This is a genomic window from Pseudomonas sp. LFS074 (assembly GCF_047978165.1).
Classification (GTDB): Bacteria; Pseudomonadota; Gammaproteobacteria; order Pseudomonadales; family Pseudomonadaceae; genus Aquipseudomonas; species Aquipseudomonas putida_P.
This window is the reverse complement of the sequence record NZ_JBFPFV010000003.1, coordinates 295,307-315,928: the sequence shown is the minus strand read 5'-3', so window position 1 is coordinate 315,928 and position 20,622 is coordinate 295,307. Positions and strand designations below refer to the sequence as shown.

Annotated in this window: 19 protein-coding genes and 2 tRNA genes; 20 read left to right on the top strand and 1 reads right to left on the bottom strand. The window is 60.0% G+C overall.

Annotation, left to right across the window (positions count from 1 at the left end; all coding sequences use genetic code 11):
* Positions 1-35: 35 nt before the first annotated feature.
* From carB to ACNQP3_RS25425, 3 genes are read left to right on the top strand one after another with little or no spacing between them, the layout of a single operon-like run.
* On the top strand, positions 36-3,257 hold the full coding sequence (gene carB, locus ACNQP3_RS25435; protein ID WP_012274252.1) for a carbamoyl-phosphate synthase large subunit: 3,222 nt from the start codon (positions 36-38) through the stop codon (positions 3,255-3,257).
* A gap of 2 nt (positions 3,258-3,259) precedes the next feature.
* Positions 3,260-3,736, top strand: coding sequence for a transcription elongation factor GreA (greA, locus tag ACNQP3_RS25430; protein WP_024717413.1), 477 nt, complete (start codon positions 3,260-3,262; stop codon positions 3,734-3,736).
* A complete protein-coding gene (locus ACNQP3_RS25425) occupies positions 3,714-4,163 on the top strand; it encodes a hypothetical protein (protein ID WP_012053750.1) in 450 nt (149 codons plus the stop codon). Before greA ends, ACNQP3_RS25425 begins: the two co-directional genes overlap by 23 nt.
* Before the next feature lie 12 nt (positions 4,164-4,175).
* Here the strand turns inward: ACNQP3_RS25425 and yhbY are convergent, their stop codons facing one another.
* Positions 4,176-4,484, bottom strand: a complete 309-nt coding sequence (gene yhbY, locus ACNQP3_RS25420) for a ribosome assembly RNA-binding protein YhbY (protein ID WP_003249945.1) — start codon at positions 4,482-4,484, stop codon at positions 4,176-4,178.
* 102 nt (positions 4,485-4,586) lie between these two features.
* Here yhbY and rlmE point away from each other — a divergent pair, with 102 nt between their 5' ends.
* From rlmE to ACNQP3_RS25335, 17 genes are all read left to right on the top strand, one after another.
* The gene (rlmE, locus tag ACNQP3_RS25415) at positions 4,587-5,213 is read left to right on the top strand and encodes a 23S rRNA (uridine(2552)-2'-O)-methyltransferase RlmE (RefSeq protein WP_012274251.1); all 627 of its coding nucleotides are present in this window, start codon (positions 4,587-4,589) and stop codon (positions 5,211-5,213) included.
* 203 nt (positions 5,214-5,416) lie between these two features.
* On the top strand, positions 5,417-7,321 hold the full coding sequence (gene ftsH / locus ACNQP3_RS25410; protein ID WP_012274250.1) for an ATP-dependent zinc metalloprotease FtsH: 1,905 nt from the start codon (positions 5,417-5,419) through the stop codon (positions 7,319-7,321).
* Positions 7,322-7,329: 8 nt separating this feature from the next.
* On the top strand, positions 7,330-8,181 hold the full coding sequence (gene folP, locus ACNQP3_RS25405) for a dihydropteroate synthase (protein ID WP_012274249.1): 852 nt from the start codon (positions 7,330-7,332) through the stop codon (positions 8,179-8,181).
* A gap of 16 nt (positions 8,182-8,197) precedes the next feature.
* Positions 8,198-9,538: a phosphoglucosamine mutase gene (gene glmM / locus ACNQP3_RS25400; protein WP_012274248.1), complete on the top strand. Its 1,341-nt coding sequence runs from the start codon at positions 8,198-8,200 to the stop codon at positions 9,536-9,538.
* A 65-nt stretch (positions 9,539-9,603) separates the two neighbouring features.
* Positions 9,604-10,359 carry a triose-phosphate isomerase gene (tpiA, locus tag ACNQP3_RS25395; RefSeq protein WP_012274247.1) on the top strand — a complete coding sequence of 252 codons (756 nt, stop codon included), beginning with the start codon at positions 9,604-9,606 and terminating at the stop codon, positions 10,357-10,359.
* 4 nt (positions 10,360-10,363) lie between these two features.
* Complete coding sequence (secG, locus tag ACNQP3_RS25390) at positions 10,364-10,762, top strand: preprotein translocase subunit SecG (protein ID WP_264316563.1); 399 nt, start codon at positions 10,364-10,366, stop codon at positions 10,760-10,762.
* A 21-nt stretch (positions 10,763-10,783) separates the two neighbouring features.
* Positions 10,784-10,869 (top strand) — tRNA-Leu (locus ACNQP3_RS25385).
* Between the two features lie 100 nt (positions 10,870-10,969).
* Positions 10,970-11,046: transfer RNA gene (locus ACNQP3_RS25380), tRNA-Met, on the top strand.
* Positions 11,047-11,176: 130 nt separating this feature from the next.
* Positions 11,177-11,635, top strand: a complete 459-nt coding sequence (gene rimP / locus ACNQP3_RS25375; protein ID WP_012274245.1) for a ribosome maturation factor RimP — start codon at positions 11,177-11,179, stop codon at positions 11,633-11,635.
* 59 nt (positions 11,636-11,694) lie between these two features.
* A complete protein-coding gene (gene nusA, locus ACNQP3_RS25370; protein ID WP_009685349.1) occupies positions 11,695-13,176 on the top strand; it encodes a transcription termination factor NusA in 1,482 nt (493 codons plus the stop codon).
* Between the two features lie 27 nt (positions 13,177-13,203).
* A complete protein-coding gene (gene infB / locus ACNQP3_RS25365) occupies positions 13,204-15,732 on the top strand; it encodes a translation initiation factor IF-2 (protein WP_012274244.1) in 2,529 nt (842 codons plus the stop codon).
* A 116-nt stretch (positions 15,733-15,848) separates the two neighbouring features.
* Positions 15,849-16,247, top strand: a complete 399-nt coding sequence (rbfA, locus tag ACNQP3_RS25360; protein WP_012274243.1) for a 30S ribosome-binding factor RbfA — start codon at positions 15,849-15,851, stop codon at positions 16,245-16,247.
* 3 nt (positions 16,248-16,250) lie between these two features.
* On the top strand, positions 16,251-17,168 hold the full coding sequence (gene truB / locus ACNQP3_RS25355; protein ID WP_012274242.1) for a tRNA pseudouridine(55) synthase TruB: 918 nt from the start codon (positions 16,251-16,253) through the stop codon (positions 17,166-17,168).
* Between the two features lie 147 nt (positions 17,169-17,315).
* The gene (rpsO, locus tag ACNQP3_RS25350; protein WP_012274241.1) at positions 17,316-17,585 is read left to right on the top strand and encodes a 30S ribosomal protein S15; all 270 of its coding nucleotides are present in this window, start codon (positions 17,316-17,318) and stop codon (positions 17,583-17,585) included.
* 79 nt (positions 17,586-17,664) lie between these two features.
* The gene (locus ACNQP3_RS25345) at positions 17,665-17,820 is read left to right on the top strand and encodes a hypothetical protein (protein ID WP_012274240.1); all 156 of its coding nucleotides are present in this window, start codon (positions 17,665-17,667) and stop codon (positions 17,818-17,820) included.
* A 15-nt stretch (positions 17,821-17,835) separates the two neighbouring features.
* Positions 17,836-19,941, top strand: coding sequence for a polyribonucleotide nucleotidyltransferase (gene pnp, locus ACNQP3_RS25340; RefSeq protein WP_012274239.1), 2,106 nt, complete (start codon positions 17,836-17,838; stop codon positions 19,939-19,941).
* A gap of 264 nt (positions 19,942-20,205) precedes the next feature.
* Positions 20,206-20,556, top strand: a complete 351-nt coding sequence (locus tag ACNQP3_RS25335; RefSeq protein ID WP_012274238.1) for a BON domain-containing protein — start codon at positions 20,206-20,208, stop codon at positions 20,554-20,556.
* Positions 20,557-20,622 lie beyond the last annotated feature (66 nt).

The window sequence follows — 20,622 nt, the reverse complement described above, 5'->3', positions numbered from 1 at the left end:
GGCTTGCCGACTGACCCCGGATTTGAGTGACCACCATGCCAAAACGTACAGACATCAAAAGCATCCTGATTCTCGGCGCTGGCCCGATCGTGATCGGCCAGGCCTGCGAATTCGACTACTCCGGCGCCCAGGCCTGTAAAGCCCTGCGCGAGGAAGGTTTCCGCGTCATCCTGGTGAACTCCAACCCAGCCACCATCATGACCGACCCGGCCATGGCCGACGCCACCTACATCGAACCGATCAAGTGGCAGTCGGTGGCCAAGATCATCGAGAAAGAGCGCCCAGACGCCGTATTGCCGACCATGGGTGGCCAGACTGCACTGAACTGCGCCCTGGACCTGGAGCGCCACGGCGTTCTGGAGAAGTTCGGCGTAGAGATGATCGGTGCCAACGCCGACACTATCGACAAGGCTGAAGACCGTTCGCGCTTCGACAAGGCGATGAAGGACATCGGCCTGGAGTGCCCGCGCTCCGGTATCGCCCACAGCATGGAAGAGGCCAATGCGGTCCTCGAGAAGCTCGGCTTCCCATGCATCATCCGCCCGTCGTTCACCATGGGTGGCACTGGCGGTGGTATTGCTTACAACCGTGAAGAGTTCGAAGAAATCTGCACCCGTGGTCTGGACCTGTCGCCGACCAAAGAGCTGCTGATCGACGAATCGCTGATCGGCTGGAAAGAGTACGAGATGGAAGTGGTCCGCGACAAAAAGGACAACTGCATCATCGTCTGCTCCATCGAAAACTTCGACCCGATGGGTGTGCACACCGGTGACTCGATCACTGTCGCTCCGGCACAGACCCTGACCGACAAGGAATACCAGATCATGCGCAACGCCTCGCTGGCGGTGCTGCGTGAAATTGGTGTGGAAACCGGCGGTTCCAACGTGCAGTTCGGTATTTGCCCGAACACTGGCCGTATGGTCGTGATCGAGATGAACCCGCGCGTTTCGCGTTCGTCCGCCCTGGCTTCCAAGGCTACCGGCTTCCCGATCGCCAAGATCGCCGCCAAGCTGGCCATTGGCTACACCCTCGACGAGCTGCAGAACGACATCACTGGCGGCCGCACCCCGGCTTCCTTCGAGCCGTCGATCGACTACGTCGTCACCAAGCTGCCACGCTTCGCCTTCGAGAAATTCCCGAAAGCCGACGCCCGCCTGACCACCCAGATGAAATCCGTGGGTGAAGTCATGGCCATCGGCCGTACCTTCCAGGAATCCCTGCAGAAAGCCCTGCGCGGCCTGGAAGTCGGTGCTTGCGGCCTCGACCCTAAAGTCGACCTGGCCAGCCCGGAAGCTGCCAGCATCCTCAAGCGCGAGCTGACCGTGCCGGGTGCCGAGCGTATCTGGTACGTGGCTGACGCCATGCGTTCGGGCATGACCTGTGAAGAAATCTTCGCCCTGACCGGCATCGACATGTGGTTCCTGGTGCAGATGGAAGATCTGATCAAGGAAGAAGAGAAGGTCAAGACCCTGGCCCTGTCGGCGATCGACAAGGACTACATGCTGCGCCTCAAGCGCAAGGGCTTCTCGGATCAGCGTCTGGCTGTGTTGCTGGGCATCACCGACAAGAACCTGCGCCGTCACCGCCACAAGCTGGAAGTGTTCCCGGTGTACAAGCGCGTCGACACCTGCGCCGCCGAGTTCGCCACCGACACCGCCTACCTGTACTCCACCTATGAGGAAGAGTGCGAGGCCAACCCGTCGACCCGCGACAAGATCATGATCCTGGGTGGCGGCCCTAACCGTATCGGCCAGGGTATCGAGTTCGACTACTGCTGCGTACACGCTGCCCTGGCGCTGCGTGAAGACGGTTACGAGACCATCATGGTCAACTGCAACCCGGAAACCGTCTCTACCGACTACGACACTTCCGACCGTCTGTACTTCGAGCCGCTGACCCTGGAAGACGTGCTGGAAGTCTGCCGCGTCGAGAAGCCGAAAGGCGTGATCGTTCACTACGGCGGCCAGACCCCGCTGAAACTGGCCCGCGCTCTGGAAGAAGCTGGCGTACCGATCATCGGTACCAGTCCTGACGCCATCGACCGCGCCGAAGACCGTGAGCGCTTCCAGCAGATGGTTCAGCGCCTGAGCTTGCTGCAGCCGCCAAACGCCACCGTGCGCAGTGAAGAAGAAGCCATCCGCGCTGCGGGCGGCATCGGTTACCCGCTGGTTGTGCGCCCATCCTACGTACTGGGCGGCCGCGCCATGGAAATCGTCTACGAGCTGGACGAGCTGAAGCGCTACCTGCGTGAAGCGGTTCAGGTGTCGAACGACAGCCCGGTACTGCTCGACCACTTCCTCAACTGCGCCATCGAGATGGACGTGGATGCGGTGTGCGACGGCACCGACGTGGTCATCGGCGCGATCATGCAGCACATCGAACAGGCCGGCGTTCACTCCGGTGACTCGGCGTGCTCGCTGCCTCCTTACTCGCTGAGCAAGGAAGTGCAGGACGAAGTCCGCGTACAGGTCAAGAAAATGGCCCTGGAGCTGGGCGTGGTCGGCCTGATGAACGTGCAGCTGGCCCTGCAGGGCGACAAGATCTACGTGATCGAAGTCAACCCGCGTGCCTCGCGTACCGTGCCGTTCGTGTCCAAGTGCATCGGCACTTCCCTGGCCATGATCGCCGCCCGCGTCATGGCTGGCAAAACCCTGAAAGAGCTGGGCTTCACCCAGGAAATCATCCCGAACTTCTACAGCGTCAAGGAAGCCGTCTTCCCGTTCGCCAAGTTCCCAGGGGTTGACCCGATCCTCGGCCCTGAGATGAAATCGACCGGTGAAGTCATGGGTGTCGGTGACAGCTTCGGTGAAGCCTTCGCCAAGGCTCAGATGGGTGCGAGCGAAGTGCTGCCGACCGGCGGTACCGCGTTCATCAGCGTGCGTGACGACGACAAGCCACAAGTGGCAGGCGTTGCTCGCGACCTGATCGCCCTGGGCTTCGAAGTGGTTGCAACTGCTGGCACCGCCAAGGTTATCGAGGCGGCTGGCCTGAAAGTACGCCGTGTGAACAAGGTGACCGAAGGTCGCCCGCACGTGGTCGACATGATCAAGAACGACGAAGTGTCGCTGATCATCAACACCACCGAAGGCCGCCAGTCGATCGCCGATTCCTACTCGATTCGTCGCAATGCGCTGCAGCACAAGATTTACTGCACCACGACCATTGCGGCCGGTGAAGCCATCTGCGAAGCGCTGAAGTTTGGTCCGGAAAAGACCGTTCGTCGCTTGCAAGATCTGCATGCAGGACTGAAAGCATGAGCATTACCAAGTACCCGATGACCGTCCAGGGCGCTCGCGCCCTGGAAGAGGAGCACCTGTTCCTGAGCAAGACCGAGCGCCCACGCCTGAGCCAGGCGATCGGTGAAGCACGTGAGCTGGGTGACCTCAAGGAAAACGCCGAATACCATGCTGCCCGTGAAGAGCAGGGCATGGTCGAGGCGCGTATCCGCGATATCGAAGGCCGTCTGCAGAATTCGGTCGTGATCGACGTGACCACGATCCCTCACACCGGCAAGGTGATTTTCGGTACCACCGTGGTACTGGCCAACACCGAAACCGATGAAGAGGTGACCTATCAGATCGTCGGCGAGGATGAAGCCGACGTGAAACAGGGCAAGCTCTCAAGCGGTGCGCCGATTGCCCGTGCCATCATCGGCAAGGAAGAAGGTGATACTGTCGTCGTCAAGACGCCTAGCGGCACGGTCGAGTACGAGATTGTCGAAGTCAAGCACATCTGACCGGCGCCTGCGGGCGCCATCCCTCGAGGGGATCCTCTGGCAATTGGCCCAGGTGTTCTGGGTCGGTGGCCTGTGGGTGTTCCATGTGGGGCTGGTGCCTGCGCTCAAGGTCAGTGGCCTGGCGCCGCTGCTGGTGCAGGATATCGCCGGGCAGATCGACCGCTGGTTGATCGGCGTGGCGTTGCTTGGTTTGTTGACCCAGCTTGCGGTGCTGGCGAGGGTGGACGGCCTGGCGGCCTGGTGGCGGCAGTTTCGTGGCCAGATGTTGTTGCTCGGTTTCGGTGCGTGCGTGGGGTATTACACCTTGCGCTACGGTATTTCCGTAGGCGAGCGCTGGCAGATGTTCTGTTTCCTGGTGCTGGGTTTTTCCGGCATCGTGCTGGTGGCCCAACCGGTCCCGGTCAGGGCGCGTTCACCGCGCCACTGATCGGAGCTACCGTTACTTGTAACGGTGGATGTTGGACAGCTGCTTGTTCGGCTGTGGGTTCTTGCGGTAGATCAGGGCTTTCTTGCCGATGGTCTGCACCAGCTCGGCACGGCCGGCCTTGCACAGTTCTGCAATGGTTTCGGCACGTTCTTCGCGGTCTTCCGAGCGAATTTCGACCTTGATCAGCTCATGGTCGACCAGCGCGCGCTCCAATTCGGCGATGACGCCTTCATTCAAACCGTTGCCAGCAACGATCAGGACCGGCTTCAGGTCATGACCAATGGACTTGTATTGCTTCTTCTGCTCGTTATTGAGCGGCATAATCTGACCCTTTCCGTCTGATTCTGTAAAATTGACCGGCATTTTACCCGAGGGCCACCGGCTCCGCCCAGTCAATCACGACGCATATCATCGAGGTGCCCCGTGGTACAACGTTCCAAAAGCAGCGCCAACTGGCTGCGAGAGCATTTTAACGACCCTTTTGTGAAGCAGGCGCAGAAGGATGGCTACCGCTCGCGTGCGAGCTACAAACTGCTGGAGATCCAGGAGAAGGACCGTCTGATCCGCCCTGGCATGAGTGTGATCGACCTCGGCGCCGCGCCTGGTGGCTGGTCCCAGGTGACCAGTCGTCTGATTGGTGGCCAGGGTCGCCTGATCGCTTCCGACATTCTGGAAATGGACTCGATCGCTGATGTGACCTTCATTCAGGGTGACTTCACCCACGATGAAGTGCTGCAGCGCATTCTCGAGGCTGTCGGCGATTCGCACGTAGACCTTGTGATTTCCGACATGGCCCCCAATATGAGTGGTACGCCCGCGGTGGACATACCGCGTGCCATGTTCCTCTGTGAGCTGGCCCTCGATCTGGCGACCCGCGTACTCAAGCCCGGCGGCGACTTCCTGATCAAGATTTTCCAGGGCGAAGGTTTTGACGTGTACCTGAAGGACGTGCGCAGCAAGTTCGACAAAGTGCAAATGCGCAAGCCATCTTCGTCGCGGGATCGCTCCCGTGAGCAATACCTGTTGGGCAGAGGCTTCAAAGGGGCATGAAAGGTGTGAAGCGGGGTGGCCGATAGTTAATTCCAATCGGCCACTGCGTCAGGATCGTCCGAACTTCGTGTAGTCTAGCTTTCACAAAGGGTTACAGACGGTGCCTGCGGCTGCGTAGGTAATGTAGTAAGTTAGGGCGATGAATATCATGCGAGGCACGGCTGCGTCGTGCGCCGGCCTCAGAGGGTAGCGAATTGAACGACATGGCAAAGAATCTGATCCTGTGGTTGATCATCGCAGCTGTCCTGGTGACAGTGATGAACAACTTCTCCAGCCCTAACGAGCCGCAGACCCTCAACTACTCCGACTTCATCCAGCAGGTCAAGGATGGCAAGGTCGAGCGTGTGACCGTAGACGGCTACATCATTACCGGCAAGCGCGCCGACGGCGACAGCTTCAAGACCGTGCGTCCGGCCATTACCGACAATGGCCTGATCGGCGACCTGGTCGACAACCATGTGGTTGTCGAAGGCAAGCAGCCTGAGCAGCAGAGCATCTGGACGCAGCTGTTGGTGGCGAGCTTCCCGATCCTGGTGATCATTGCCGTGTTCATGTTCTTCATGCGCCAGATGCAAGGCGGCGCAGGCGGAAAGGGCGGGCCGATGAGCTTTGGCAAGAGCAAGGCGCGCCTGCTGTCCGAAGACCAGGTCAAGACCACGCTGGCCGACGTTGCCGGCTGCGACGAAGCCAAGGAAGAGGTTGGCGAGCTGGTCGAGTTCCTGCGCGATCCAGGCAAGTTCCAGCGCCTGGGTGGCCGCATTCCACGTGGTGTGCTGATGGTTGGCCCGCCCGGTACCGGTAAGACCTTGCTGGCCAAGGCCATTGCTGGCGAAGCGAAAGTGCCGTTCTTCACCATTTCCGGTTCGGACTTCGTGGAGATGTTCGTCGGTGTCGGTGCCAGCCGTGTGCGCGACATGTTCGAGCAGGCCAAGAAGCACGCCCCGTGCATCATCTTCATCGACGAGATCGACGCCGTTGGTCGCCACCGTGGCGCCGGCATGGGCGGCGGTCACGACGAGCGTGAGCAAACCCTCAACCAGTTGCTGGTGGAGATGGACGGCTTCGAGATGAACGATGGCATCATCGTTATCGCTGCTACCAACCGTCCGGACGTACTCGACCCTGCGCTGCTGCGTCCGGGTCGCTTCGACCGCCAGGTGGTGGTCGGCCTGCCGGATATCCGTGGTCGCGAACAGATCCTCAAGGTGCACATGCGCAAAGTACCGGTTGGCGAGAACGTCAACCCGGCGGTCATTGCCCGTGGTACCCCAGGCTTCTCCGGTGCCGACCTGGCCAACCTGGTCAACGAGGCTTCGCTGTTTGCCGCACGCTCCAACAAGCGCCTGGTCGAAATGAAAGAGTTCGAACTGGCCAAGGACAAGATCATGATGGGCGCCGAGCGCAAGACCATGGTCATGTCCGAGAAAGAAAAACGTAACACTGCCTACCACGAGGCTGGCCATGCCATCGTTGGTCGCCTGGTGCCAGAGCACGACCCGGTCTACAAGGTTTCGATCATTCCGCGCGGTCGTGCCTTGGGCGTGACCATGTTCCTGCCGGAAGAAGACCGTTACAGCCTGTCCAAGCGCGCGCTCATCAGCCAGATCTGTTCGCTGTACGGTGGTCGTATCGCCGAAGAAATGACCCTGGGCTTCGATGGCGTGACTACCGGTGCGTCCAACGACATCATGCGTGCCAGCCAGATCGCCCGAAACATGGTGACCAAGTGGGGCTTGTCGGAAAAACTCGGCCCGCTGATGTACGCAGAAGAAGAGGGTGAGGTATTCCTCGGTCGTAGCGCCGGCAGCCAGCACGCCAGTGTGTCCGGCGAGACTGCCAAGCTGATCGACTCCGAAGTGCGCAGCATCATCGATCAGTGCTACGCCACTGCCAAGCAGCTGCTGATCGAGAATCGAGACAAGCTTGAAGCGATGACCGAAGCGTTGATGAAGTACGAAACCATCGATGCCGATCAGATCGACGACATCATGGCTGGGCGTACGCCACGCGAGCCGCGTGACTGGGACGATGACAAGGACTCGGGTACGCCTGCGGCCCAGAATGATCGTCCGGAATCGCCAATCGGCGGCCCAGCAGCTCAACACTAAGGGCATCTATGAGCTCAGTGCAGTACCCGACCCGGTTGCCTTGCGGCAACCGGGTTCTTGATTTGTCACGTACCCATGTCATGGGTATTCTCAATATCACCCCCGATTCCTTCTCCGATGGCGGGCGCTTCAGTCAGCGTGACGAGGCCCTGCGCCATGCCGAGGCAATGGTTGCCGCCGGCGCTACGCTGATCGACATCGGCGGCGAGTCCACGCGGCCGGGCGCACGCGCAGTATCGGTGACCGAAGAGCTGGAGCGGGTGGCGCCAATGGTTGAGGCGATCAATAGTCGCCTTGACGTGGTCATCTCGGTCGATACCTCGACGCCTGCCGTCATCCGCGAGTCCGCGCGTCTAGGCGCCGGGCTGATCAATGACGTGCGCGCCCTGGAGCGCGATGGCGCTCTGGACGCCGCGGCCGATACTGGCCTGCCGGTGTGCCTCATGCACATGCGTGGCGAGCCGGGTAACATGCAGGATGACCCGCATTACGAAGATGTGACCGCCGACGTTGCGCGTTATCTTGAGCAGCGGATGGCCGCCTGTTCGGCGGCGGGCATCGATTCAAACAGAATCATTCTTGATCCGGGCTTTGGTTTCGCCAAGACACTGGCGCACAACCTGAGCCTGTTCAAGCACATGGAAGCGCTCTATCGCCTTGGGCGCCCACTGCTGGTGGGTGTTTCACGAAAGAGCATGATCGGCCTGACGCTGGAACGTCCGGTCGGCGAGCGCTTGTACGGCAGCCTTGCGCTGGCGGCGTTGGCCATGACCAAGGGGGCGAGCATACTTCGTGTCCATGATGTGGCCGAAACTGTCGATGTAGTGCGCATGATCGCTGCGGTGCAAAACGCCGAATAAGAACATTGGAGTCCCTATGAGCAGAAAATACTTTGGTACCGACGGCATTCGTGGCCGCGTCGGCGAATACCCGATCACGCCTGACTTCATGCTGAAGCTTGGCTGGGCGGCTGGCATGGCGTTCCGCAAGCAGGGCCATTGCCGGGTGCTGGTGGGCAAGGACACGCGTATCTCTGGTTACATGTTCGAGTCCGCGCTCGAAGCCGGCCTGGCCGCCGCGGGTGCCGATGTCATGCTGCTGGGGCCAATGCCTACACCAGCCATCGCCTACCTGACGCGCACATTCCATGCCCAGGCGGGCATTGTCATCAGTGCCTCGCACAACCCGCACGAAGACAACGGCATCAAGTTCTTCTCCGGTCAGGGCACCAAGCTGCCTGACGAAGTCGAGCTGATGATCGAGGAACTGCTCGACCAGCCGATGACGGTTGTCGATTCGAGCAAGCTGGGCAAGGTGTCGCGCATCAACGACGCGGCGGGCCGCTACATCGAATTCTGCAAGAGCAGCGTGCCGAGCAGCACCAGCTTCGATGGCCTCAAACTGGTGGTCGATTGCGCCCACGGCGCCACCTACAAGGTCGCGCCAAGCGTGTTCCGCGAGTTGGGTGCCGATGTGACCGTGCTGCATGCGCAACCAGACGGCCTGAACATCAACGAAGGCTGCGGCTCGACCCACATCGAATCGCTGCAGGCTGCCGTGCTGGTGGGCCATGCCGACCTTGGCATTGCCTTCGATGGCGACGGTGATCGGGTGCTGATGGTCGACCACACCGGCGCCATCGTCGACGGTGACGAACTGCTGTTCATCATTGCTCGCGACTTGCACGATCGTGGCAAGCTGCAAGGTGGGGTAGTCGGCACGCTGATGAGCAACCTGGGCCTGGAGCTTGCACTGAAAGACCTGGATATCCCGTTCGTGCGGGCCAAGGTCGGCGACCGTTATGTCATGGCTGAGCTGCTGGAGCGCGAGTGGCTGGTTGGTGGCGAAAACTCCGGCCATGTCGTGTGCTGCAACCACACCACCACCGGTGACGCGATCATTGCCGCTTTGCAGGTGCTGATGGCGCTCAAGCGCCGTGGCGAAACCTTGGCGCAGGCCCGTCAGGCGCTGCGCAAGTGCCCGCAGGTGTTGATCAACGTGCGCTTCGGCGCCAGCAAGGTCGACCCGCTGGAGCACCCGGCCGTCAAGGATGCCAGTGCCAAGGTCACTGAAGCGTTGGCCGGTCGCGGTCGTGTGCTGTTGCGCAAGTCTGGTACCGAGCCGCTGGTGCGGGTCATGGTCGAAGGCGAAGACGAAACCCAGGTGCGTGGCCATGCTGAAGCACTGGCCAAACTGGTTGGCGAAGTTTGTGTCTGATGGCGCTTGCCAGCGCAGATCTGGTTGGGTAAGATCTGCGCCCACTTTGACCGACGAGGTAAAGCATGCGTCGCCCTATGGTAGCTGGTAACTGGAAGATGCACGGTACCCGCGCTAGCGTCGCTGAGCTGACCGAAGGCTTGAGCAATCTCGCCTTGCCGAGCGGAGTGGAAGTCGCGGTATTTCCACCAGCCCTGTTCATCAATCAAGTGATCGATGGCTTGGCGGGTAAAGAAATTACTGTCGGCGCACAGAATTCTGCTGTACAACCCGAACAGGGTGCGCTGACCGGGGAAGTTGCTCCGGAGCAGCTGGTTGAAGCAGGTTGCAAGTTGGTGTTGATTGGTCACTCGGAGCGTCGCCAAGTCATTGGTGAAACCGACGAAGTGCTCAATCGCAAGTTTGCAGCGGCCCAGGCCAAAGGTTTGAAGCCAGTGCTTTGCATCGGGGAAACCCTTGAAGAGCGCGAGGCTGGCAAAACGCTTGAAGTTGTCGGGCGTCAACTAAGCAGTATCATCGAAGCATTCGGTGTTAAGGCTTTTGCCAATGCAGTAATCGCCTATGAGCCTGTATGGGCCATCGGCACTGGCCTTACGGCCACGCCACAGCAGGCCCAGGATGTGCACGCCGCCATCCGCGGCCAGCTGGCGGCAGAAGATGCTGAAGTAGCTGCGAAGGTGCAGTTGCTCTACGGCGGCAGCGTGAAGGCGGCCAATGCGGCCGAACTGTTCGGCATGCCGGATATCGATGGGGGTCTCATTGGTGGGGCTTCCCTGAACGCAGACGAATTCGGTGCAATTTGTCGCGCCGCAGGAAACTGAACAAATGCTGGAAACAGTCATCGTTGTTTTTCATCTGTTGGCAGCGCTGTCGCTTGTAGTGCTGGTTCTGTTGCAACAGGGTAAAGGTGCTGAAGCAGGTGCATCTTTCGGCGCGGGTGCCTCAAACACCGTGTTCGGGAGCCAAGGCTCTGCAACGTTCCTAAGTAAATTAACTGCTATACTCGCTGCCACTTTCTTTTTGACAGCACTTGGGTTAGGATACTTCGCGAAGCAACAAGCTCACCAGCTTAGCCAAGCAGGTCTTCCAGATCCAGCAGTGCTAGAAGTGAAAGAGCAGCAAAAACCGGCAGTTAATGATGATGTACCGGTGCTCCAACAGCAGGAGAGCGAAACCACCAATAACACGGGTGATGTACCTCCTCCGGCAGAAGAGCAGAAGTAACGGGTTTCAAGTAGTAGTATTGCCGAGGTGGTGGAATTGGTAGACACGCAACCTTGAGGTGGTTGTGCCCATAGGGTGTAGGGGTTCGAGTCCCCTTCTCGGTACCAATTAAAGCTTGAGAGCCCGCTTTAGCGGGCTTTCTTGTAGGTGAATGTTTGGATTTGACCCTCAGTAGGGTTCGGTCTTATACTTTTGCCCCAGCTTTGTCGCGGGGTGGAGCAGCTTGGTAGCTCGTCGGGCTCATAACCCGAAGGTCGTTGGTTCAAATCCAGCCCCCGCAACCAGCTTCAGCGGAGCCCCTTTTCAGGGGCTTTTTGCTAACCGAACAGTTTTCGGCGTCGTTGTCCAACGGCGCTTTCAGGGATGGGCGCTTCGCCCATTTTTTATTTGCACAGCATGCACGAGGGGGTTCAGGTGTCGAGCAAGCTAGAACAGTTGCAGGCCTTGTTGGCCCCGGTTGTCGAGGGTCTGGGCTATCAGTGCTGGGGGATCGAATACGTTTCCCAGGGTAAGCATTCGGTACTGCGCATCTACATCGACAAGGAAGGCGGCATTCTGGTGGAGGACTGCGAAGCGGTCAGTCGTCAGGCCAGCGCAATCCTCGATGTGGAAGATCCAATCAGCAGTGAGTACACCCTCGAGGTGTCTTCTCCAGGCATGGATCGCCCACTGTTCACTCTGGAACAGTTTGCCTCGCATGCCGGCGAACAAGTGAAGATCAAGCTGCGCTCACCCTTCGAGGGTCGTCGTAACTTCCAGGGCCTTCTCCGTGGTGTGGAGGAGCAGGATGTGGTGGTCCAGGTGGACAACCAAGAGTTCCTGTTACCGATCGACTCGATCGACAAGGCCAATATTATTCCCAGTTTTGACTGAGACGTGCCGGGCCCGGCGGACTATCCGGGCCCAATGGCTTGCGCAAGGCGAGGCGTACGATGAGCAAAGAAGTACTGCTGGTTGTTGAATCGGTATCCAACGAAAAAGGTGTACCGCCCGGCGTCATTTTCGAAGCGCTGGAAGTGGCCCTGGCCACTGCAACCAAAAAACGTTTTGAAGACGAAGTCGACCTGCGTGTGGAAATCAATCGCCACACCGGTAGCTACGAGACTTTCCGTCGTTGGACCGTGGTCGACGAAGCCGATCTTGATGATCCGGCAATCGAGACCTGGCTGGACAAGATCAAGGACACCCACCCTGAAGCCAAGGTCGGTGACGTGATCGAGGAGAAGATCGAGTCCATCGAGTTCGGTCGTATCGCCGCCCAGACCGCCAAGCAGGTCATCGTGCAGAAGGTCCGTGAGGCCGAGCGCGCCCAGGTGGTCGATGCCTACCGCGAACGCGTGGGCGAGATCATCTCCGGTACCGTTAAAAAGGTTACCCGCGACAACGTCATCGTTGACCTGGGCAACAATGCCGAGGCCTTGCTGGCTCGCGAAGACATCATTCCGCGCGAAACCTTCCGTGTTGGCGTGCGCCTGCGTGCGCTGCTCAAGGAAATTCGCACTGAAAACCGTGGCCCACAGCTGATTCTGTCGCGCACCGCGCCGCAGATGCTGATCGAGCTTTTCCGCATTGAAGTGCCGGAAATCGCCGAGGGCCTCATCGAAGTCATGGCTGCTTCCCGTGATCCGGGTTCGCGAGCCAAGATCGCCGTCCGCTCCAAGGACAAGCGTATCGACCCGCAAGGTGCCTGCATCGGCATGCGTGGTTCGCGCGTCCAGGCCGTATCCGGGGAGCTGGGTGGTGAGCGTGTGGATATCGTCCTGTGGGACGATAACCCGGCGCAGTTCGTCATCAACGCCATGTCGCCGGCCGAAGTCGCGGCGATCATCGTTGATGAAGATGCCCATGCCATGGACATCGCCGTCGCCGAGGACAACCTGGCCCAGGCCATTGGCCGTGGCGGTCAGAACGTTCGCCTGGCCAGTCAGTTGACCGGCTGGACCCTGAACGTGATGACCGAGAAGGACATCCAGGCCAAGCAACAGGCCGAAACCGGTGACATCCTGCGCAATTTCATCGATGAACTGGAAGTCGACGAGGAGCTGGCCCAAGTGCTGGTCGACGAAGGCTTCACCAGCCTCGAAGAAATTGCCTACGTACCGTTGGAAGAAATGCTCAACATCGATGGCTTTGACGAAGATATCGTCAATGAGCTCCGCGCTCGAGCCAAGGACCGTTTGTTGACCAAGGCCATCGCTACCGAAGAAAAACTGGCAGACGCCCACCCGGCCGAAGACCTGCTCTCCCTCGAGGGCATGGACAAGGACCTGGCGGCTGAACTGGCGGTGCGCGGCGTGGTTAACCGCGAAGACCTGGCCGAGCAGTCGATCGACGATCTGCTCGACATCGACGGCATCGACGAAGAGCGTGCCGGCAAGTTGATCATGGCCGCCCGAGCCCACTGGTTCGAGTAATTAGGCGCGGCCTGAGGAGAGAAGTGCATGACGCAAGTCACGGTGAAAGAACTGGCCCAAGAGGTCGAGGCACCGGTAGAGCGCCTGCTGCAGCAGATGCGTGAGGCAGGTCTGCCGCACACCGACGCCGGTCAGGTAGTGACCGACAATGAGAAGCAGACCCTGCTGACTCATTTGAAAAGCAGCCACAAGAGCAAGGCGGAAGAGCCGCGCAAGATTACCTTGCAGCGCAAAACCACCAGCACCCTGCGTGTCGCCGGTAGCAAGAGCATCAGCGTAGAAGTACGCAAGAAGAAAGTTTTCGTGCAGCGCAGCCCGGAAGAAATCCAGGCTGAGCAGAAGCGTGAGCTGGATGAGCGCCGCGCGGCTGAAAATGCCGCTCGCGACAAGGTCGAGGCCGAAGTTCGCCAGCGCAACGAAGAGCAAGCCCGTCGTCAGGCGGCCGACTCCGCTGTAGCCGCCCCTGCGCCTGCCGCCAAGCCAGAGCCGGCTCCTGCCGCTGCCCCGGCCCCGGTAGTCGCCGACGCTCCGGCCTCCGAAGACGCTGCAGCCCGTGCTGCCGAGCGCAAGAAGGACGAGACCCGTCGCAACGAAAGCCGTACTCGCGATGACGACCGTCGTCGTGGCGAGGCGCCTCGTGTGTCGATCAAGGTCAAGGTCAAGGAGAAGGAAAAGGCGCCGACTCCGCGTGCTGCTCCGCGCACTACCGACGAAGAGAGCGATGGCGCTCGTCGTGGTCGTGGCGGCAAGGGCAAGCTGAAAAAGCGTAATCAGCACGGCTTCCAGAACCCGACTGGCCCCGTCATCCGTGACGTGACCATCGGCGAGACCATCACGGTCTCCGAGCTGGCCAACCAGATGTCCGTCAAGGGCGCTGAAGTGGTCAAGTTCATGTTCAAGATGGGTACTCCGGTCACCATCAACCAGGTGCTCGACCAGGAAACCGCTCAGCTGATCGCAGAAGAGCTGGGCCACAAGGTCACCCTGGTCAGCGACACCGCGCTGGAAGACTCCCTGGCCGAATCGCTGAAATTCGAAGGCCAGACCGAGTCGCGTGCACCGGTGGTTACTGTCATGGGTCACGTTGACCATGGTAAGACCTCGCTGCTCGACTACATCCGTCGTGCCAAGGTTGCCGCTGGCGAAGCCGGTGGTATCACCCAGCACATCGGTGCCTACCACGTGGAAACCGACCGCGGTATGGTCACCTTCCTCGACACCCCGGGCCACGCAGCTTTCACCCAGATGCGTGCACGCGGTGCCAAGGCGACCGACATCGTCATCCTGGTGGTGGCAGCGGACGACGGCGTGATGCCTCAAACCCGCGAAGCCGTTCAGCATGCCAAGGCAGCTGGCGTTCCGCTGGTGGTTGCGGTGAACAAGATCGACAAGCCAGGTGCTGACCTCGATCGCATCCGCAACGAACTGTCCGTCGAAGGCGTAACCTCCGAGGACTGGGGTGGTGACACTCCGTTCGTTAAGGTTTCGGCGAAGATGGGTACCGGCGTCGACGAACTGCTCGAAGCTGTCCTGCTGCAGGCCGAGATCCTCGAACTGACTGCAACCCCGACCGCTCCAGGTCGTGGCGTGGTCGTCGAATCGCGCCTGGACAAGGGCCGTGGCCCAGTGGCGACCATCCTGGTTCAGGACGGTACCCTGCGTCAGGGCGACATGGTTCTGTGCGGTTCCAACTATGGCCGCGTGCGTGCCATGCTCGACGAGAACGGCAAGCCTGTGAAGGAAGCCGGCCCGTCGATCCCGGTCGAAATCCTCGGCCTGGACGGTACCCCGGAAGCCGGTGACGAGCTGTCCGTGGTTGCCGACGAGAAGAAAGCCCGTGAAGTTGCCCTGTTCCGTCAAGGCAAGTACCGCGAGGTCAAGCTGGCCCGTGCTCACGCCGGCAAGCTGGAAAACATCTTCGAGACCATGGGTCAGGAAGAGAAGAAAACCCTCAACATCGTTCTCAAGACCGATGTGCGTGGTTCTCTGGAAGCACTGCAGGGCTCGCTTGGCGGCCTGGGCAACGACGAAGTGCAGGTGCGTGTGATTGGTGGTGGCGTCGGTGGTATCACCGAAAGCGACGCCAACCTGGCACTGGCTTCGAACGCAGTACTGTTCGGCTTCAACGTGCGTGCCGATGCCGGTGCGCGCAAGATCGTCGAGCAAGAAGGTCTGGATATGCGTTACTACAACGTGATCTACGACATCATCGAAGACGTCAAGAAGGCCCTGACCGGCATGCTCGGCAGCGATGTTCGCGAGAACATCCTGGGTGTCGCCGAAGTGCGTGACGTGTTCCGTTCGCCGAAGTTCGGCGCCATCGCTGGCTGTATGGTCATCGAGGGTACCGTTTACCGCAACCGTCCGATCCGCGTACTGCGCGACGACGTTGTGATCTTCGAAGGCGAGCTGGAATCGCTGCGTCGCTTCAAGGACGACGCCTCCGAAGTGCGTTCGGGCATGGAGTGCGGTATTGGCGTCAAGAGCTACAACGACGTCAAGGTCGGCGACAAGATCGAAGTCTTCGAGAAAGTCCAGGTGGCTCGTACCCTTTAAGGGCGAGCGAGCCGCAAGCGCCCGCTACAGGGCGGCTTGCGGTACCTCTTCAGGTAGCGCCCGGTCAGGCATTCGTCTGTCCGGGCGTTTGCCGCTTTAAGTTACAGGTAGCAAGAATGGCCAAAGAATATAGCCGTACCCAACGTATTGGCGATCAGATGCAGCGCGAGCTGGCCGAACTGATCCGTCGCGAAGTCAAGGACCCACGCGTCGGTCTGGTGACCATCACCGCCGTGGACGTCAGCCGTGACCTGGGCCATGCCAAGGTGTTCATCACCGTCATGGGCGAGGAAACCCCGGACGCCGTGCAGCAGTCGCTCAAGGCATTGAACAGCGCTGCCAGCTTCCTGCGTCTGCACCTGGGGCGTTCGATGCAACTGCGCAGCGTGCCGCAGCTGCACTTCCACTTCGATGAAAGTGTCAGCCGTGGTGTGCACCTGTCGGCGCTGATCGAGCGTGCAGTGGCCGAAGACCGCCTGCACAAGGATGCCGACGAGTCGGGCACCAAGGAGTAAGTGGTGGCCCAGGTCAAACGTATCCGCCGCAATGTCAGCGGCATCATCCTGCTCGACAAGCCGCTGGGCTTCACGTCCAACGCCGCCCTGCAAAAGGTGCGCTGGCTGCTCAATGCGGAAAAGGCCGGCCACACCGGTAGCCTCGATCCGTTGGCAACCGGCGTGCTGCCGCTGTGCTTCGGCGAGGCGACCAAGTTTTCGCAGTACTTGCTCGATTCCGACAAGGGCTACGAAACCGTCATGCAGATGGGGCAGACTACCAACACCGGCGATGCCGAGGGCGAGGTACTGCAGACCCGCGACGTGACCGTTGGTCGCGCCGATATCGAGGCGCTGCTGCCACGTTTTCGTGGCCCCATCAGCCAGATACCGCCCATGTACTCGGCGCTCAAGCGTGATGGCCAGCCGCTGTACAAACTGGCGCGTGCAGGAGAGGTAGTGGAGCGCGAGGCGCGTTCTGTTACTATTAACCGCTTGGAGTTGCTCGAGTGCGAAGGCACCCGTGCACGGTTGAGCGTAGGATGCAGCAAAGGCACCTATATCCGCACCCTGGTGGAGGATATCGGTGAAGCCCTAGGCTGCGGCGCTTATGTCGCCGAGCTGCGCAGGACCCAGGCCGGGCCCTTCGCGCTGGCACAGACGGTTACCCTCGAGGAACTCGAACAGGCCCATGCCGACGGTGGCAACGAAGCGCTCGACCGCTTCCTGATGCCATCTGACAGCGGGCTGCAGGACTGGCCGATGGTCAGCCTGTCGGAACACAGTGCGTTCTACTGGCTGCATGGGCAGGCGGTACGCGCGCCGGACGCGCCACAATTTGGCATGGTCCGGGTACAGGATCATAATGCGCGCTTCATCGGTATCGGTGAAGTGAGCGAAGACGGGCGCATTGCGCCGCGTCGGCTGATTCGGTCGGAATGACCGAAACCGCGGGGCCAGGCTGTTGCCGGGTCTCACGGAATCAAGGGTGGCTGTCAGTAGGCACGGTCACACCTTTTTTATTAATACAGGGATTTGTCCCTGGCCTATTGGACCCCGCATGCGGGATCCGTTATCAGGAGAAGCCAAATGGCCCTCAGCGTTGAAGAAAAAGCTCAAATCGTTACCGACTTCCAGCAAGCCGCTGGCGACACTGGTAGCCCAGAAGTTCAGGTTGCTCTGCTGACCGCGAACATCAACAAGCTGCAAGGCCACTTCAAGGCCAACGGTAAAGACCACCACTCGCGTCGTGGCCTGATCCGTATGGTAAACCAGCGTCGTAAGCTGCTGGACTACCTGAAGGGCAAAGACACCACTCGTTACAGCGCCCTGATCGGTCGCCTGGGCCTGCGTCGCTAATAGCGGCCTGGTCAGTGGTGTGCATGGCGTGTCTCATGCATTGGCAACGCTGCCTGGCAGCGTTGTCTATGAGCATGTCATGCGTATCTCCGAGGTTGGCAGCCTGGTGAAGTTGAGCGGTTTTCCGCTCTTCAGCCAGGCTCCCAACCTCGTGTTGTATCTGGACGGTCAATGGGGCCGATTCCCCGTTCTGCCCAAGAATTCGCAAGAAACCAGTTCCCCCAAGAGCCACTGAAAAAGGTAGGAAACCGTGAACCCGGTAATCAAGACTTTCCAGTTCGGTCAATCGACCGTTACTCTCGAAACGGGCCGTATCGCCCGTCAGGCAACCGGCGCCGTGCTGGTTACCGTCGACAACGACGTCACCGTGCTGGTGACTGTGGTAGGCGCCAAACAGGCTGATCCAGGCAAGGGCTTCTTCCCCCTGTCGGTTCACTACCAGGAAAAGACCTACGCCGCCGGCAAGATCCCGGGTGGCTTCTTCAAGCGTGAAGGCCGTCCTTCCGAGAAAGAGACGCTGACCTCGCGCCTGATCGACCGTCCGATCCGTCCGCTGTTCCCGGAAGGCTTCATGAACGAAGTGCAGGTTGTCTGCACCGTGGTTTCCACCAGCAAGAAGACCGACCCGGACATCGCTGCGATGATCGGTACCTCGGCTGCCCTGGCCATTTCCGGCATCCCGTTCGAAGGCCCGATCGGCGCCGCTCGCGTTGCTTTCCACGAAAGCACCGGCTACCTGCTGAACCCGACCTACGAGCAACTGGCTGCCTCGAGCCTGGACATGGTCGTTGCCGGTACCGCCGACGCCGTACTGATGGTTGAATCGGAAGCTCAAGAGCTGACCGAAGACCAGATGCTGGGCGCTGTACTGTTCGCCCACGACGAATTCCAGGCTGTGATCCAGGCTGTCAAAGAGCTGGCCGCCGAAGCTGCCAAGCCGACCTGGGACTGGAAACCTGCAGTTGCCAACACCGAGCTGTTCAACGCTATCCGCGCCGAGTTCGGCGAAGCGGTTTCGCAGGGCTACACCATCACCGTCAAGGCCGACCGCTATGCGCGTCTGGGCGAGCTGCGCGATCAGGCGATCGCCAAGTTCTCCGGTGAAGAAGGCCAGCCTTCGGCTTCCGAAGTGAAAGAAATCTTCGGCGAAATCGAATACCGCACCGTTCGCGAAAACATCGTAAACGGCAAGCCACGTATCGACGGTCGCGACACCAAGACCGTTCGCCCGCTGAACATCGAAGTCGGCGTGCTGCCGAAGACTCACGGTTCGGCGCTGTTCACCCGTGGCGAAACCCAGGCCCTGGTCGTTGCGACCCTGGGTACTGCCCGTGACGCCCAGCTGCTGGACACCCTCGAAGGCGAGAAGAAAGACCCCTTCATGCTGCACTACAACTTCCCGCCGTTCTCGGTAGGTGAGTGTGGCCGTATGGGCGGTGCTGGCCGTCGCGAAATCGGCCACGGCCGTCTGGCTCGTCGTTCGGTTCAGGCCATGCTGCCTGCCGCTGACGTGTTCCCGTACACCATTCGCGTGGTTTCGGAAATCACCGAATCCAACGGCTCCAGCTCCATGGCTTCGGTCTGTGGTGCTTCCCTGGCGCTGATGGACGCTGGTGTGCCGATGAAGGCACCGGTTGCCGGTATCGCCATGGGCCTGGTCAAGGAAGGCGAGAAGTTCGCGGTCCTGACCGACATCCTGGGTGACGAAGACCACCTGGGCGACATGGACTTCAAGGTAGCCGGTACCGCCAAGGGCGTGACCGCGCTGCAGATGGACATCAAGATCAACGGCATCACTGAAGAGATCATGGAAATCGCCCTGGGCCAAGCCCTGGAAGCGCGCCTGAACATCCTCGGTCAGATGAACCAGATCATTGGCCAGTCGCGTACCGAACTGTCGGCCAACGCCCCGACCATGATCGCGATGAAGATCGATACCGACAAGATTCGTGACGTTATCGGCAAAGGCGGCGCCACCATTCGCGCCATCTGCGAAGAGACCAAGGCCTCGATCGACATCGAAGACGACGGCTCGATCAAGATCTTCGGCGAAACCAAGGAAGCGGCAGAGGCTGCCAAGCAGCGCATCCTGGGCATCACCGCAGAGGCCGAGATCGGCAAGATCTACGTCGGCAAGGTTGAGCGCATCGTCGACTTCGGCGCCTTCGTCAACATCCTGCCTGGCAAGGACGGCCTGGTGCACATCTCCATGCTGAGCGATGCTCGCGTCGAGAAAGTCACCGACATCCTCAAAGAAGGCCAGGAAGTCGAAGTGCTGGTACTGGACGTGGACAACCGCGGCCGTATCAAGCTGTCGATCAAGGACGTAGCTGCGGCCAAGGCCTCGGGCGTTTAAGCGACGGTTGCACGCAACACGGAAAGGGCCCTTCGGGGCCCTTTTTTCATGCGCGACGGGAACCTTTAGCGGACTTGCATCTTGCATGCAGGTTTCCCACGCTGATTGCAAAATGCACGAACGCTCAAGTGATGGCGTTTAGCTAAGTCATTGATTTATAAAGGTTCAAGCGAAGCGGTAAAGCTGGCACAGCACATGCAACTACCCTCATACCTGACGCCAGGACATACGGCGCAGACCTTTCGAAAAACAGGAGTGACCCACATGAAGAAGTTCGCCATTGCTGCCGCTACTGCCACCGCTCTGACCCTGACCATGGCTAACGCGGCATTCGCCCAGCAATCTACCCAGGCGCCGATGACTCTGGCGGCTGGTGAGGTGACCAAAGCCAAGGAAGCTACCTCCGACACCTGGATCACCACCAAGGTGAAGGCTGACCTGATGACCGAGAAAGGTGTGCCTGGCAGCGACATCAAAGTCGAAACCAACAAGGGTGTCGTGTCGCTGTCGTCCGATGTGGCGGTGACCGATGCACAGAAAGAGATGGCTGTTGCCATCGCCAAGAAGATCAAAGGTGTGCAGGCCGTTTCGGCTGATGGCCTGAAATCCGAGTAAGGAATGTCCCGTCGGCCAAACGGATTTGGCCACTTATGCACAAAGCCCCGGCCTGAGCCGGGGCTT